Below are 13,281 nucleotides of genomic sequence, written 5' to 3'. Positions count from 1 at the left end.
GCAAAAGGCGATTATCCTCAAGCGGACTGGGTAAGCATCGAAGTGTCTGGTGGTAAGCGAGATAAAGTGCGCCCAGGTGATTTGCTAGGAGCTCTGACAGCAAAGGGCGGTTTAGATGGTTCTGATGTAGGAAAAATTCGCATTGTGCCAAACGCGAGCTTTGTTGCCGTAAAAGCAGATTTAGCGAGAAAAGCGCTGAACATGCTCAATGAGGGCAACATTAAAGGCCGCAAGTTTCGAGCGCGTAAACTGAAGTAACCCGTGTTCATTTCCTCGCTCGATATGGAGTCATAGCGCTCAAGCTGTTTTAGTTCGACTTGACCAAGGTCATTTACTCCCTTCATCAGGCAGGTGTTTGGTTGTGCAAGCCAAAAAAAATGTACTATCTTGAATCTGTTTATGGTTTTCGAAATGTATGCGGTGCAGTTCTGTAGCGTGTATTTGAGATTTATTTTGGCTGGGAGGTCTGTCATGACAGAAGAGCCAAGTGAAATAGATAAACCGATTTCTCGCGAAGAAGAGCGGAATGCTTTTTGGTTTATAGCGATATTTTTCTTTCCTATCTTAAGTTCGGTGCTCGTAGGTGGCTACGGATTTATCATATGGATTAGTCAGATTTTACTAGGTCCTCCCGGAGCTAGTTAATATGAGCGACGCCCAAAATACAGAACAAAAAATCACGAGGCGAGCTTTGTTTAAGCGTTATGTTGAACCCCCTGTTCAGCATTTAGAGGTCAGCGCAAACTGTTTGAACATGCATGGAATCTATTGTTCCAGTTGTCGTGATGAGTGCTCTGTGAATGCAATAAAAGTTCGTCCGGCGTTGGGCGGTACACTTGAAATTGGCATTGATCAGGACGCTTGTACAGGCTGTATGGATTGCGCAAAGCGTTGCCCTAACGATGCATTGATTTTGGTTTAGAGCGCGATTTTCTGTCGCCTAAAAACCCGGCTGCGTATTGTTTTGCGCATCATTAATTGAGTAATGAGGTCACATATGAATGCTGAACCGGAAGTGCGCGGCGCAAGGCTCAAACCGGCGGAGTCTAAGCGCATTAAAGTGCATGATGTCGATGCCGTGCGGCACATCGCGAGCTTTGCGCTGCGCTTTACGCCCGAAAAACACAACACCGTTGTGGGTGATCTCGCTCGTATTGCCAGTTGCGAAATCGCACATTGTGATAACGATGGCCATGCGATTTTGGTATTTGAGACGCCAGACAGCGTGGTGATTAGTGAGGCTCATAGTGCCTTGTCTCGATTAGATGGTGTCTTGAATGTAAATCTTGTTTATCACCATATGGAAAGCAGCGAAGAACTCGATGCAGCCATCACACAAGAAGAGGAGAGCGGAAGTGGCTACTACACGGCGTGACTTGATCAAAATGACAGCTGTTGCGACAGCTGGTAGTGCGTTGGGGATCCAGTTACCCGCGTATGCTGCAAACAACGTAGTGACTGACAAAACGCAAGCAGGTTTGAAATGGTCGAAGGCGCCTTGCCGTTTTTGTGGAACTGGTTGTAGCGTCAATGTCGCAACAAAGAAAGGTAAAGTCGTTGCTACCCATGGCGATATTCACTCTCCTGTAAACCGAGGGCTAAATTGCGTTAAAGGCTATTTTCTCTCGAAAATCATGTACGCCGAAGACCGCCTGACGAAGCCTCTATTGCGGAAGACGAATGGCCAGTATGACAAGAATGGCGAGTTTGAAGAGGTTAGCTGGGACGAAGCCTTTACGGTCATGCATGAAAAATTCTCGCAAGCTTTGAAAGACAAAGGTCCAAGTGGTGTGGGGATGTTTGGCTCTGGACAGTGGACGGTAATGGAAGGATACGCCGCAGCAAAACTTTATAAAGCGGGCTTTCGTTCCAATAATATTGATCCCAACGCGCGTCACTGTATGGCATCTGCGGTGGGTGCCTTTATGCGCACATTTGGTATTGATGAACCAATGGGCTGCTATGACGACATTGAGAATGCCGATGCCTTCGTTCTTTGGGGGTCGAACATGGCCGAGATGCACCCCATTTTATGGACGCGCGTGACGGATCGCCGACTTTCGTATCCGAATACAAAAGTGGCCGTTCTTTCGACCTTTGAACATCGTTCTTTTGATTTGGCAGACATCCCTGCGATCTTTACTCCGCAATCAGACTTGGCGATTGCCAACTATATTGCCAATTACATTATTCAGAATGACAAAGTAAACAAAGACTTTGTGAATAAGCACACCCGCTTTGTCAAAGGCGACACCGATATCGGATATGGTCTGCGACCGGAGCATCCTTTACAACAAGCGGCAAAGAACCCAAATAGCGGTAAGTCGACACCGATTGATTTCGAAGCATTTAAGGCCTTTGTTGCCGATTACGATCTTGATAAAGCGTCGTCAATGTCCGGCGTTCCGAAAGATACACTTGTGAAGATCGCTGAACTGTATGCCGACCCTGACACGAAAGTGACGTCTTTTTGGACAATGGGTGCGAATCAACATACGCGCGGTGTTTGGGTGAATCAGCTTATTTATAACATTCACCTTTTAACTGNGAAAATCGCCACGCCAGGGAATAGCCCGTTTTCGTTGACGGGGCAGCCCTCTGCTTGTGGAACGGCGCGAGAGGTAGGGACTTTCTCGCACCGTTTACCTGCAGACATGGTGGTGAACAACCCTAAGCATCGCGCAATTGCCGAAAAAATTTGGAAACTTCCTGAAGGAACGATCCCTGAAAAGCCTGGCGCGCACGCCGTTCAGCAGGTACGAGACCTGAAAGACAGTAAGATTAATGCGTACTGGATTCAGGTAAACAACAATATGCAAGCCGGGCCAAACATCAACGAAGAGATTTATCCGGCTTATCGTAATCCTGATAATTTTATCGTGGTTTCAGATGCGTATCCCACGGTAACAACACAGGCAGCCGATTTGATTTTGCCCACTGCCATGTGGGTCGAAAAAGAAGGTGTTTACGGCAATGCTGAGCGTCGAACGCAGCAGTGGATGCAGCTCGTCGACGCGCCCGGGGAGTCTAAATCTGATATGTGGCAAGTCGTTGAATTCTCAAAGCGTTTTAAGGTAGAGGATGTATGGCCCGCCGATCTGATCGCTAAAAAACCGGAATATAAAGGCAAAACATTGTTCGACGTTCTGTACGCGAACGGACAAGTTGATAAGTTTGGTCTGGATGAAGTGTCGGAAGAATATAACAACGACGAAGCCAAGCACTTTGGATTCTATATTCAGAAAGGACTGTTTGAAGAGTATGCGGGATTCGGCCGAGGCAAGGCGCATGATCTTGACGATTATGATGAGTACAAAACAAATCGCGGTAAACGCTGGCCGGTGGTAGACGGTAAAGAAACCCTCTGGCGTTTCAGAGAAGGTTCTGACCCATATGTAGGCAAAGGTAAAGGGTTCGAATTTTACGGTAAACCTGATGGTAAGGCGCTGATTTTTGCACTGCCTTATGAGCCGCCTGCCGAATCACCTGATGAAGAGTATCCCTTCTGGTTATCAACAGGACGAGTCCTAGAACATTGGCATTCTGGTTCGATGACGCAACGCGTTCCTGAACTTTATAAAGCGTATCCGGATGCCCAAGTATTTATCCACCCTGATGATGCAAAAGCATTGGGTTTACGTCGTGGTGACCAGGTTAAAGTGTCGAGTCGGCGTGGCTCTATGTTGTCGCGCGTTGAAGACAGAGGGAGAAACAAACCTCCTAAAGGTTTGGTCTATGTTCCGTGGTTTGACGCTCGCCAGCTCATTAACAAGTTGACGCTTGATGCGACTGACCCATTGTCTAAACAGACCGATTTCAAAAAATGCGCTGTGAAACTTGAGAAAGTATAAGGAGGGTAGTGATATGAGTGATTTTAAACAATATGTTCGTTCTATCATGCTCGCCTCTTTGGTTCTTGCGGTGGGTTGCGCAGAGGAAAAAGTGGAAACCAATGCGGTGTCGCAACCTGCAGAGGCCGTTGATTATGCGTCTGTGGACCAAGGGACGGAAAGTGGTGATGGTATTGCGACGCTTCGCAAGGGTTTACCAATCGATGGTGAGTTTGAGCCTGCTCGAATGCCCGTGACCGTGGAGTCATCTGAACCTAGAAAACGCGAATACCCGATGCAGCCGCCAACTATTCCGCACAAGATCGGTGGTTACGAGATCAATCTCAATGTGAACAAGTGCATGTCTTGTCATGGTCGCAGTCGCATTGAAGAGTCTGGTGCGAAGATGGTAAGCGTGACGCATTATCAGGATCGAGATCATCAATCTTTAGCATCGATTTCGGCGACACGCTTTTTCTGCACGCAATGTCATGTTGTTCAAACCGACGCGAAGCCGCTTGTTGAAAACGACTTTGTTGATATGGATAAGTTGCTTAAATAGGCGCTAGGGGGAGCAAAATGATCTCAAAAATTAAGCGCTATATTAAAGTTGCGAGTCGTCCGGCGGTCCATTACTCGCTTGGCTTTTTGGTGTTTGGCGGATTCATTGCTGGCGTAATTTTTTGGGGCGGTTTTAATACTGCGCTAGAAGTAACAAACCAAGAAGAATTCTGTATTGGTTGCCATGAAATGGAAAACAACGTCTATGAGGAGCTGAAGGGTACGATTCATTACAACAACCGATCAGGGGTTCGTGCGACGTGTCCTGACTGTCACGTACCACATGAGTGGACGGATAAAATCGCGCGTAAGATGCAGGCCTCGAAAGAAGTATGGGGCAAGATTTTTGGCACAATTAATACACGAGAGAAATTTTTGGAAAAGCGTCTTGAACTCGCCCAGCATGAGTGGCATCGCTTGAAAAGCAACAATTCTCTAGAATGTCGAAACTGCCACAGTGCAGATTCTATGGATTTCACTCGTCAGAGCGATCGAGCCCAAAAGATGCACTCCAAGTATTTGGTTACCGGTGAGAAAACGTGCATCGACTGCCACAAAGGCATTGCCCATAAACTCCCTAGTATGGAGGGGGTCGAGGGCTGGTAGTGTTCAGATTCGGAATAAGTCGAAAGTGCGGATAAGTGCGTCGCTTGTGCGCACTATCCGGTCTGTCTTAGAAAAGACTCAGTCTCGATAGTACACTTGAATTAGATGGAAGCCGAATTGGCTTTTAACGGGCCCGTGTGTCTGTTTCAAGGCTTGAGTGAATATAACTTTTTCGACGGGTTTTACTAGCTGCCCTTTTTTAATCTCGCCCAAGTCTCCACCCCGCTTTTTAGAGGGGCAGGTCGAATGCTTTTTAGCCAAAGTCTCAAACGAAGCGCCTAGCTTTAATTGCTTTTTGAGCCGTTCGGCTTCTTCACGCGTTTTTACCAGTATATGTTTTGCCATCGCGATGGGCATGGTCTTACCTTCATTCAAAGTGGATTCCGCATGCATTGTACCTTTGCTATGCAACTAAAGTGTATTTGTTGGTCATCAGTACCTATAATTGCGCTCAATTGTCGTGCAACAGAAAAGATTAGGATCGCTTTATGATTATCGTTACTGGTGGTGCCGGTTTTATTGGTAGCAACATCGTTCATGCTTTAAATCAGCAGGGCTATAAAGACATCATCGTTGTGGATGACTTAACGGATGGAACGAAGTTCGTCAATCTTGTTGATCTTGAGATCGCGGACTACCTCGATAAAGACGATTTTCTCGGTATGCTCGACGCCGGAGCGCCGTTTGGAGAAATTGAAGCGGTCTTCCATGAAGGGGCGTGTAGTTCGACCACTGAGTGGGACGGCAAGTTCATGATGCAGAATAACTACCAATACTCTGTCGAGTTGTTGGAGTACTGCCTAGATAAGAAAATTCCCTTTCTCTATGCATCCTCCGCTGCTGTATACGGTGGCTCTGACGTTTTTAAGGAAGAGCGTGCGCATGAGAAGCCACTAAACGTTTATGGCTACTCGAAGTTTCAGTTTGATCAGTATGTACGTCGTCTCTTGCCGAAAGCTGAGTCACAAGTAGTCGGGTTTCGCTATTTCAATGTGTATGGTCCGCGAGAGCAGCACAAAGGTTCCATGTCGAGTGTGGCCTACCACTTGAATACACAAATCAAAGCGGGCGAGAACCCGAAGTTATTTGAGGGTTATGATGGCTATCCGAATGGCGGGCAAACGCGTGATTTTGTTTACGTTGGTGACGTGGCGAATGTGAATCTTTGGTGCTGGCAGAACAAGGCGACATCAGGCATTTATAATTTGGGCACTGGAGCTGCAGAGCCCTTTCAAGCTGTTGCAGATGCCGTGATGGATTTTCACGGTAAGGGCAAAGTAGAGTACATTCCGTTCCCTGATCACTTAAAGGGCCGCTATCAAAGCTTTACTCAAGCGGATATGAGTGCCTTGCGCGCCGCGGGCTATGATCAGCCTTTTAAAACGGTTGCTGAGGGTGTTTCCGAATATATGACTTGGCTCAATAAGGCTGATTAATCCCTAATGGAATGGTTGCTGTACTTCGATTTATTTGGGGTCTTTGTTTTCGCGTTGTCAGGTGGCTTTGATGGCGCAAAATATCACCTAGATTTACTTGGTATTCTCGTACTTGCACTTGCCACAAGCCTTGGTGGCGGGATCATGCGTGATGCGATTTTAGGTGTTCATCCACCGGCTGCCTTTACTAACGAAACGTATTTCTTTACGGCAATGGCCGCAGGGCTTGTTGCCTTTTTCTTTGCCAATCGGGTTGAGCGGCATATGGACTATGTTCGGGTTGCAGATGCAATCGGGCTTGGGGTGTTTGCTGCAATTGGCGCTGCAACAGCGGTATATCACCAACTAGGCTGGGTTGGTGTTGTCTTAATGAGCATACTCACGGCTACAGGCGGTGGTGTGATTCGTGATCTGCTTGTACGGGAAATTCCGATGATTTTGCGTGCAGATTTCTATGCGTCAGCGGCCATTATTGGCGGCGTGATGTACATGGTTTTACACTATGAGGGCGTTCCACAAACCTATTGCATCGCCTTGTCTGCTATTGCTGCCACAGTGAGTCGCTTTATCGCAATGCGCTTCAATGTGAGCTTGCCTCAAGCGCGTCGTTAACTGCCTAATTTAGGTTTAGCTCAGCATTAGCCAAATACCGACACCGGCGAGCAAGCTTCCTGAGCAACGATTTAAAGTGCGTTGATGATGTGCCTCACTCAGAAAACGTCCTAAGCTTTTTCCACCCGTTCCATAGATCAATAGACACAAGGCTTCAAGGCTTAAGATCATTGCCAGAAAGACCACTAGCTGATTAGTTAGGTTCTTATCAGGATCAAGAAACGGCGGAAGCAGAGCAACAAAGAATGCCCAACCTTTTGGATTGGCCACGGCGGTAATAAAGCCCTGAACGATGAGCTGTCGTCGAGTAAAGCTTGCCTGTAGGCTTGAGTCATCGGTTAGCGCCATCTTGCCTTTGGCTTGCCACATTTGTATTCCGAGATAGATGAGGTACAAACCACCGCCAACTTTGAGTGCCAGAAACAGAGAAGGCGTTGTTAACAGTATTGCCGCGACCCCGATGGCGCTTAGCGTTGCCACGAGGCCAACACCGCTGAGCTCGCCAATCATCATCCAAGCCACGGAACGTAAACCAAAACGCATACCAAGCGTCATCGCCAAAGTCATACACATGCCGGGCGTGATGGATACCATGAAAAAGGTTGGAATGAATAAAGATAAAACGGTGACGCTTGGCAGCTCCAAAGCTATGCTACTCCATTAAATATATGAGGCTGGAATAAAAAGTACTCGTTACTCCTGCTCCTAAACTGTTTTGGAAAACGTATGAATGACGGGATAAAACGCGCGTTCTCTCAGCAGGCCCTGAAGGCGTTTGCAAAAGACGTTGGTCGATCGTACTGGATTCTTCTGAAGATTATGGTGCCCGCAGTGGTGATCGTCAAACTTCTTGACGAGCTCGGCGCGACCGAGTTTTTAGCCATGCTTCTCTCTCCATTGATGGGCGTGTTAGGGCTCCCAAGTGAATTTGGTCTGGTCTGGGCCGCAAGCATTCTGACGAATATCTATGGCGCAATGGTGGTGTTCTACCAGCTGTCAGATGGGGCAAGCTACTCGGTCGCTCAGATCAGTGTCATGTCGATGCTCGTCTTGGTTGCTCACGCACTTCCGATTGAAGGCGCCGTCGCCAAAGCCTTAGGTGTTCGTTGGCGAGTCACCATACTCTTGCGTATTGTCGGAAGCTATGTGTTCGCTTTGTTTGTGCATTTGGCAATGCAATTCAGCGATTTGGCGACTCAACCCAGCGTTGTTTTATGGTCGCCCACGCCTTCAGGTGACAGCCTCACTGCTTGGCTCTTATCACAACTCGAGATGTTGATCGGGATTCTGGTGATCCTCGCTTCTCTAATGGCGTTCCTTAGATTTTTGACCCTGATTGGTTTCGACAAAGTGTTAAACATTCTCTTGCTGCCTTTAACGCGCCTGTTGCGGGTCGATAAAGAGGCCAGTCAGGTGACCATCGTTGGGCTGATGCTTGGCTTGAGCTTTGGAGCCGGTTTGCTGATTGATGCTGCCGAAAAAGGCACCATTAGCTCGCGTGATATGAAGATCGTGGCCTGCTTCTTAGGGCTTTGCCACAGTCTGATAGAGGATACCTTGCTAGTGCTGTTGCTCGGCGCGCATTGGGTGCCCGTTTTGCTAGGACGCTTGCTGTTTTCCATTGTCGTGATGGCAATACTGGTGCGTTTGCTATGGTTTGATACGAGCACTGATACGAGCACTGATACGAGCACTGATACGAGCACTGATTCCGGCTCTGATGCAAAAAAAACGCAAGTTTGAGTAACACTTCTTAAGCCACTCGACATTCAGCCTCTGGAGGGCGCACATTCTTTTAGTTATCGGCGCTAAGAGGGTGCGCTGAGTTGAAAATTGATCCTCATGGATCTTTGGTCTTGCCTAATCCTATTATGAGGAAGAATAGGCGATAAAGGTCTAAGAACTTTTGTTCAGTACATTACCTTGATCCAGCAATCTGTTTCATACGGAACGATGTGAATGAAGATAACTATGCCGATGACGCATTATCAAATGCTCGATGTATATTCGTAAAACATCTTCTACACCAAAATGTTACTTACTGAGCTTGTTTGCCTTGCTTGCGGTAGTCTGTTTAATCTAAACAGCTTAGTGCAGCGAGGTTTAGCAGTTGGGCAATTGGCTGCTCTGACCGCAGACATCGACTAAACCTGTTGACGAATTGTAGCGAATGACAATTTGTGACTGGGTTCTGCCGGCGGTATCGTCATTGCTTCTGAGAGCGTAACTACAAGACCGATTGCTGTCATGGCGAAAGGAGCGATAGTCCTGGTTGTTGTTGCCGTTGGCCACACTTGGCGCACCATCACTCAGTACGGCAACCCAAACTGCTGCGCACCCGTTATTACCACGGCCGATGTTACTGTTGCCGTTGCCTTTATCCGTGCCGATGGGAAAACCCTGTTCGTTGACGTCAACCGTGCCATCATCATAGCCCGATAAGTTTTGGACACGCCGCCCAGTTAGCCCTTGTGAAAAATGCACAGACTGAACAATTTTGACGCCGGCTTGAAAGCTTCCGGCAATGCCTTTTGCTTGAGCGATATACGCCTCGTTAGATAGGTCTGAAAACTTTGGTAAGGCGAAGGCAGCCAATACCCCTAAGAGCACAATGACCACAACCAATTCGATAAGTGTAAATCCCTGTTGTTTGAAGGCTGAGTTTGTCATATTGCGCCGGAGCATTAATCCTAATTTTCTCGAAAGTTACTCTTAAACTATAGTGCGACTTTTGTTATTCGCCATCGATCACCGGAGGCATTTTCAGGCGGTATAGTTTGAGCGACGGACGAGTTTGCTTGATATCGATTATAGGGTGGTTTTGGCGAGAGCAATGCTATTTTTAAGAGGCGACCTTCCTTAAGTTGGAGGTGCTCATTCGGAAAACATGCGCAACAATTGTCGCAGCCTCTGCGAGGAGATCAGATATCGACACAATATTTTCAAGACCTTCTTTTAAGAATTAATTCGAGTAAGGGCGTTATAACTTAAAATCATTGATTATACTGAAAGTTAACCCTTTACCCTTCCGGCGAATATTGATTCATGCCCATCTCGCTATTTAACTATTTCAACCTCTACCGTGTGGTGATCGGCGCCTTACTAATTGGAATGACATTTTCCAACAAGTTCGCTGTCAGTGACTTTCGTGACTTAACGGTATTCCAAAGTCTAGCCGCGAGTTATTTTGTTGTTTCGCTTCTTTCGTTACTCGCCTATCGCTTTCGGTTTGAGGCAAAAAGTAATCAGGTATTTTTTTCGTGCCTGATCGATATAGTTTTTTTGCATGCGCTGTTCTATGCCGGTGAGGGGATTACGGGCGGTCTAAGTAACTTGGTTATCATTTCTGTCGCTGCGTCAAACATCATGCTGCGCGGTGCACCTGCCTACGCCCTTGCAGCGGTCGCCTCGTTGCTATCTCTATCGCTTGAGTTTGATCGTATGATCGAAGGCGTCAGTGTAACGGGGGATGTTGCACGTGCGGGTGTGGCGGGTGCAATCTACTTTGCAGCGGCGTTTATTCTGCAAAACCTCGCTCGACGGATATCCCAAAGTGAGCGGCTCGCGGAAGAGCAGCAGCAAAACATTGCTGAGTTGCAGGCGCTAAACCATCAAATCATTCAGAGTATGCGCACAGGGATTATCGTCTGCGATGCTCAGCTCGACGTACTGGTCTTCAATCAGGCCTGCACCGATCTGATTGGCATGCGTGAGGGTAAAGCCGTTCCGAAAGCGCTCGAACAGCGAATCAGGGCCTGGCGAGACTTACCCTCCATTCGAAGCAAGCCATTTCAAGTGACAGCGGATTTGCCCATGGTTCAGGCTAACTTCTCCAGAATGGAAGATGCAGACAAAGAACATACGCTGATTTTTTTGGAAGATACGCGCCTTGTCACTCAACGCGCGCAACAACTCAAGCTTGCATCGCTGGGTCGACTAACCGCCAGTATTGCGCATGAAGTGCGTAACCCACTTGGGGCCATCAGTCATGCCACGCAACTACTCGTTGAATCTGAGAATTTGGTGCCCGCTGATCGGAAGATGACCGATATTATTCAGCGCCATTGTGCACGAGTAAATGGCATCATCGAGAATACATTAACACTAAGCCGGAGAGGCAAACCTGATGTGCGCGAGATTGAGTTGAAGCCATGGCTAGCCAAAATCATTGCTCAGCTCAAAGATCAAGATGCGTCATATCAGAGAGTATTCTTCATTACAGAGGATGACGATGCTCGCGCTCGTTTTGACTCGTCGCAACTAGAGCAGGTGCTGACGAATCTTATAGGCAATGCGCTCTATCATGGCGCGAAGGTCGATCCAGAGTCGGAGATCGAAATACGATTATCGACTAAACGGGATACAGGGCAGTCCATGATCGAGGTGCTTGATCGGGGTGAGGGTGTCTCGAAGGATGATCAGAAACATTTATTTGAACCTTTCTTTACCACAGAGAGTTCGGGTACTGGGTTAGGCTTATATATTTCGCGAGAGCTTTGTGAGGCAAATCAGGCTAATCTGAATTACTTGCCACGAGAAGGCGGTGGCTCGTGCTTCAGAGTGACCTTTGCGCACCATAATCGTATCGTCTAACGTAGAGTTGGAACAGTTACAGATAGTGCTTAACAAATAGGAAAGAGGGCAGATTGAAAGATATGGCAATACAACGCATTTTGATCATTGATGATGAGCCGGATATTCGCGAATTGCTTCAGATCACCCTCATGCGAATGGGGCTGGATACCCGCAGTGCCGAGTGTTTGAGTGATGCCGAAGAGCTCTTACAAACGGAAGACTTCTCTCTTTGCTTAACAGATATGAATTTGCCTGACGGCAATGGAATTGATTTTGTTCGCATGATGCAAACGCAGTTTAGCGATACGCCTGTGGCAATGATCACCGCCTATGGCAGTATTGAAACAGCCATTGAAGCGTTGAAGGCAGGAGCCTTCGATTTTATCTCTAAGCCCGTTGACCTTGCTCAGCTTCGAAACCTGGTGAGCAGCGCGCTGCGTCTTCAGGAAAGTAGTCAGGTCGCGATTCCAAATGAGACAGAGGATCAGGTCATTCTTTTTGGCGAAAGCCCTGCGCTGAAGAAGCTAAGTACACAGGTTAAAAAGCTCAGCCGGAGTCAGGCGCCAATCTACATAAGCGGGGAATCGGGCAGCGGTAAGGAGCTTGTTGCTCGCGCTATTCACGGTAACGGCGCACGCGCATCCGGACCGTTTATTCCCGTGAACTGTGGCGCGATTCCCTCAGAGCTCATGGAGAGTGAATTCTTTGGTCATCGTAAAGGTAGTTTTAGCGGTGCGCATCAGGATAAAGACGGTCTGTTCAAAGCCGCGGATGGCGGTACCTTGTTTTTAGATGAAGTGGCTGATCTGCCCCTAGATATGCAGGTTAAGTTATTGCGGGCCATTCAGGAGAAGGCGGTCAGGGCTGTGGGTGCGGAAAGTGAGGAACGTGTTGATGTACGTATTCTCAGTGCAACGCACAAAGATCTGCAAGCCTTGGTTGATGCGGGTGAGTTTCGTCAGGATTTGTTTTATCGAATTAACGTGATCAACCTGCAAGTCCCAAGTCTAAGAGAAAGGCAAACCGACATACCGATTCTCGCAGAGCGTTTTTTAAATCAGGTCGCGCAAGAGTGTGATGTCGATGGCGCACGCATAGATTCGGCCGCAATGCAGGCTTTAACTTCATACAGTTTTCCCGGCAATGTGCGTGAACTTGAGAATATTATCGAACGGGCATTTACGCTTTGCGAAGATGAGGTGATTCGTGAGGCCGATTTGCAACTCGAAGACGCGCCAAAGATCGCACCCACAAAGACGCATCGAATTGAGGAAGCCAACAGCACTGACCCTATACCTGAAAGCGGAGCGCCTGCATTGGTTCGTCCAGAAGGCATGCCCTTGGAGGCCTTTCTCGAAGACATTGAGCGTCGAGAAATTGAGAGCGCATTGCAGCAAACAAAATGGAATAGAACGGCAGCCGCTAAAATGCTAGGTATGAGTTTTCGCTCGATGCGGTATCGCTTGAAGAAGCTTGGGTTAGATTAGTGATTCTGATCGTCGTCAGACAAAGAGTTTGAGAAAAAGGCACGATAGTCGCCTTTTTTCACGGTTCGGCCACTTAGGTCATCATGCACCTTCAACCTTCAACCTTCAACCTTCAACCTTCGCCATCCTTCGGCTTGACCAACGAATGACGAAGCGACGCCTTGTACGCTTCTA

Annotated in this window: 15 protein-coding genes; 12 read left to right on the top strand and 3 right to left on the bottom strand. The window is 47.8% G+C overall.

What is annotated here, in order from left to right; translation table 11 throughout:
- From A3750_RS07250 to A3750_RS07220, 7 genes are all read left to right on the top strand, one after another.
- Window positions 1–258, top strand: a 258-nt coding sequence (locus A3750_RS07250; RefSeq protein WP_197474949.1) for a DbpA RNA binding domain-containing protein, incomplete at its 5' end; no start/stop codon positions are given.
- Window positions 259–471: 213 nt separating this feature from the next.
- Window positions 472–645 (top strand): periplasmic nitrate reductase, NapE protein, encoded by a 174-nt coding sequence (locus A3750_RS07245; protein WP_082863294.1) that lies wholly within the window; start codon window positions 472–474, stop codon window positions 643–645.
- A 1-nt stretch (window position 646) separates the two neighbouring features.
- A complete protein-coding gene (locus A3750_RS07240; protein ID WP_068457687.1) occupies window positions 647–922 on the top strand; it encodes a 4Fe-4S binding protein in 276 nt (91 codons plus the stop codon).
- 75 nt (window positions 923–997) lie between these two features.
- Entirely contained in the window at window positions 998–1,375 is a 378-nt protein-coding gene (locus tag A3750_RS07235; RefSeq protein ID WP_068548138.1) for a chaperone NapD, read from the top strand.
- Window positions 1,356–3,851: a nitrate reductase catalytic subunit NapA gene (napA, locus tag A3750_RS07230; RefSeq protein ID WP_197474948.1), complete on the top strand. Its 2,496-nt coding sequence runs from the start codon at window positions 1,356–1,358 to the stop codon at window positions 3,849–3,851. Before A3750_RS07235 ends, napA begins: the two co-directional genes overlap by 20 nt.
- Before the next feature lie 13 nt (window positions 3,852–3,864).
- Complete coding sequence (locus tag A3750_RS07225) at window positions 3,865–4,392, top strand: nitrate reductase cytochrome c-type subunit (protein WP_231871755.1); 528 nt, start codon at window positions 3,865–3,867, stop codon at window positions 4,390–4,392.
- A gap of 17 nt (window positions 4,393–4,409) precedes the next feature.
- Window positions 4,410–4,997 carry a cytochrome c3 family protein gene (locus A3750_RS07220; RefSeq protein ID WP_068456365.1) on the top strand — a complete coding sequence of 196 codons (588 nt, stop codon included), beginning with the start codon at window positions 4,410–4,412 and terminating at the stop codon, window positions 4,995–4,997.
- Between the two features lie 78 nt (window positions 4,998–5,075).
- Here A3750_RS07220 and A3750_RS07215 read toward each other — a convergent pair whose 3' ends face one another.
- A complete protein-coding gene (locus tag A3750_RS07215) occupies window positions 5,076–5,354 on the bottom strand; it encodes a peptidylprolyl isomerase (RefSeq protein WP_068456385.1) in 279 nt (92 codons plus the stop codon).
- Window positions 5,355–5,485: 131 nt separating this feature from the next.
- Between A3750_RS07215 and rfaD the strand changes: the two genes are divergently transcribed.
- Both rfaD and A3750_RS07205 read left to right on the top strand, forming a co-directional pair.
- A complete protein-coding gene (gene rfaD, locus A3750_RS07210; protein WP_068520459.1) occupies window positions 5,486–6,433 on the top strand; it encodes an ADP-glyceromanno-heptose 6-epimerase in 948 nt (315 codons plus the stop codon).
- 6 nt (window positions 6,434–6,439) lie between these two features.
- Window positions 6,440–7,045, top strand: a complete 606-nt coding sequence (locus A3750_RS07205) for a trimeric intracellular cation channel family protein (protein ID WP_068456371.1) — start codon at window positions 6,440–6,442, stop codon at window positions 7,043–7,045.
- Window positions 7,046–7,060: 15 nt separating this feature from the next.
- Here A3750_RS07205 and A3750_RS07200 read toward each other — a convergent pair whose 3' ends face one another.
- Window positions 7,061–7,639 carry a LysE family translocator gene (locus A3750_RS07200; protein ID WP_068548140.1) on the bottom strand — a complete coding sequence of 193 codons (579 nt, stop codon included), beginning with the start codon at window positions 7,637–7,639 and terminating at the stop codon, window positions 7,061–7,063.
- 132 nt (window positions 7,640–7,771) lie between these two features.
- On the opposite strand from A3750_RS07200, the gene A3750_RS07195 reads away from it, so the two are divergent.
- Window positions 7,772–8,788: a hypothetical protein gene (locus A3750_RS07195; protein WP_068548136.1), complete on the top strand. Its 1,017-nt coding sequence runs from the start codon at window positions 7,772–7,774 to the stop codon at window positions 8,786–8,788.
- Window positions 8,789–9,148: 360 nt separating this feature from the next.
- On the opposite strand, the gene A3750_RS07190 is transcribed toward A3750_RS07195, so the two are convergent.
- Window positions 9,149–9,715 carry a prepilin-type N-terminal cleavage/methylation domain-containing protein gene (locus A3750_RS07190; RefSeq protein WP_068456376.1) on the bottom strand — a complete coding sequence of 189 codons (567 nt, stop codon included), beginning with the start codon at window positions 9,713–9,715 and terminating at the stop codon, window positions 9,149–9,151.
- A gap of 375 nt (window positions 9,716–10,090) precedes the next feature.
- On the opposite strand from A3750_RS07190, the gene A3750_RS07185 reads away from it, so the two are divergent.
- Together A3750_RS07185 and A3750_RS07180 are read left to right on the top strand one after the other, a co-directional pair.
- Complete coding sequence (locus A3750_RS07185; protein ID WP_068548135.1) at window positions 10,091–11,638, top strand: PAS domain-containing sensor histidine kinase; 1,548 nt, start codon at window positions 10,091–10,093, stop codon at window positions 11,636–11,638.
- Between the two features lie 62 nt (window positions 11,639–11,700).
- Window positions 11,701–13,107, top strand: a complete 1,407-nt coding sequence (locus tag A3750_RS07180) for a sigma-54 dependent transcriptional regulator (protein WP_068548134.1) — start codon at window positions 11,701–11,703, stop codon at window positions 13,105–13,107.
- Window positions 13,108–13,281 lie beyond the last annotated feature (174 nt).

The organism is Oleiphilus sp. HI0079, from assembly GCF_001635105.1.
The sequence above is the reverse complement of the archived record's forward strand: the minus strand, read 5'-3'. Positions and strand labels throughout refer to the sequence as shown.

Excerpts from the sequence above, each read along its gene's own strand:
- A3750_RS07245 (WP_082863294.1), top strand. The coding sequence starts at position 472 with ATGACAGAAGAGCCAAGTGAAATAGATAAACCGATTTCTCGCGAAGAA.
- A3750_RS07240 (WP_068457687.1), top strand. The coding sequence starts at position 647 with ATGAGCGACGCCCAAAATACAGAACAAAAAATCACGAGGCGAGCTTTG.
- A3750_RS07235 (WP_068548138.1), top strand. The coding sequence starts at position 998 with ATGAATGCTGAACCGGAAGTGCGCGGCGCAAGGCTCAAACCGGCGGAG.
- A3750_RS07225 (WP_231871755.1), top strand. The coding sequence starts at position 3,865 with ATGAGTGATTTTAAACAATATGTTCGTTCTATCATGCTCGCCTCTTTG.
- A3750_RS07220 (WP_068456365.1), top strand. The coding sequence starts at position 4,410 with ATGATCTCAAAAATTAAGCGCTATATTAAAGTTGCGAGTCGTCCGGCG.
- A3750_RS07215 (WP_068456385.1), bottom strand. The coding sequence starts at position 5,354 with ATGCCCATCGCGATGGCAAAACATATACTGGTAAAAACGCGTGAAGAA.
- rfaD (WP_068520459.1), top strand. The coding sequence starts at position 5,486 with ATGATTATCGTTACTGGTGGTGCCGGTTTTATTGGTAGCAACATCGTT.
- A3750_RS07205 (WP_068456371.1), top strand. The coding sequence starts at position 6,440 with ATGGAATGGTTGCTGTACTTCGATTTATTTGGGGTCTTTGTTTTCGCG.
- A3750_RS07200 (WP_068548140.1), bottom strand. The coding sequence starts at position 7,639 with ATGGTATCCATCACGCCCGGCATGTGTATGACTTTGGCGATGACGCTT.
- A3750_RS07195 (WP_068548136.1), top strand. The coding sequence starts at position 7,772 with ATGAATGACGGGATAAAACGCGCGTTCTCTCAGCAGGCCCTGAAGGCG.
- A3750_RS07190 (WP_068456376.1), bottom strand. The coding sequence starts at position 9,715 with ATGACAAACTCAGCCTTCAAACAACAGGGATTTACACTTATCGAATTG.
- A3750_RS07185 (WP_068548135.1), top strand. The coding sequence starts at position 10,091 with ATGCCCATCTCGCTATTTAACTATTTCAACCTCTACCGTGTGGTGATC.
- A3750_RS07180 (WP_068548134.1), top strand. The coding sequence starts at position 11,701 with ATGGCAATACAACGCATTTTGATCATTGATGATGAGCCGGATATTCGC.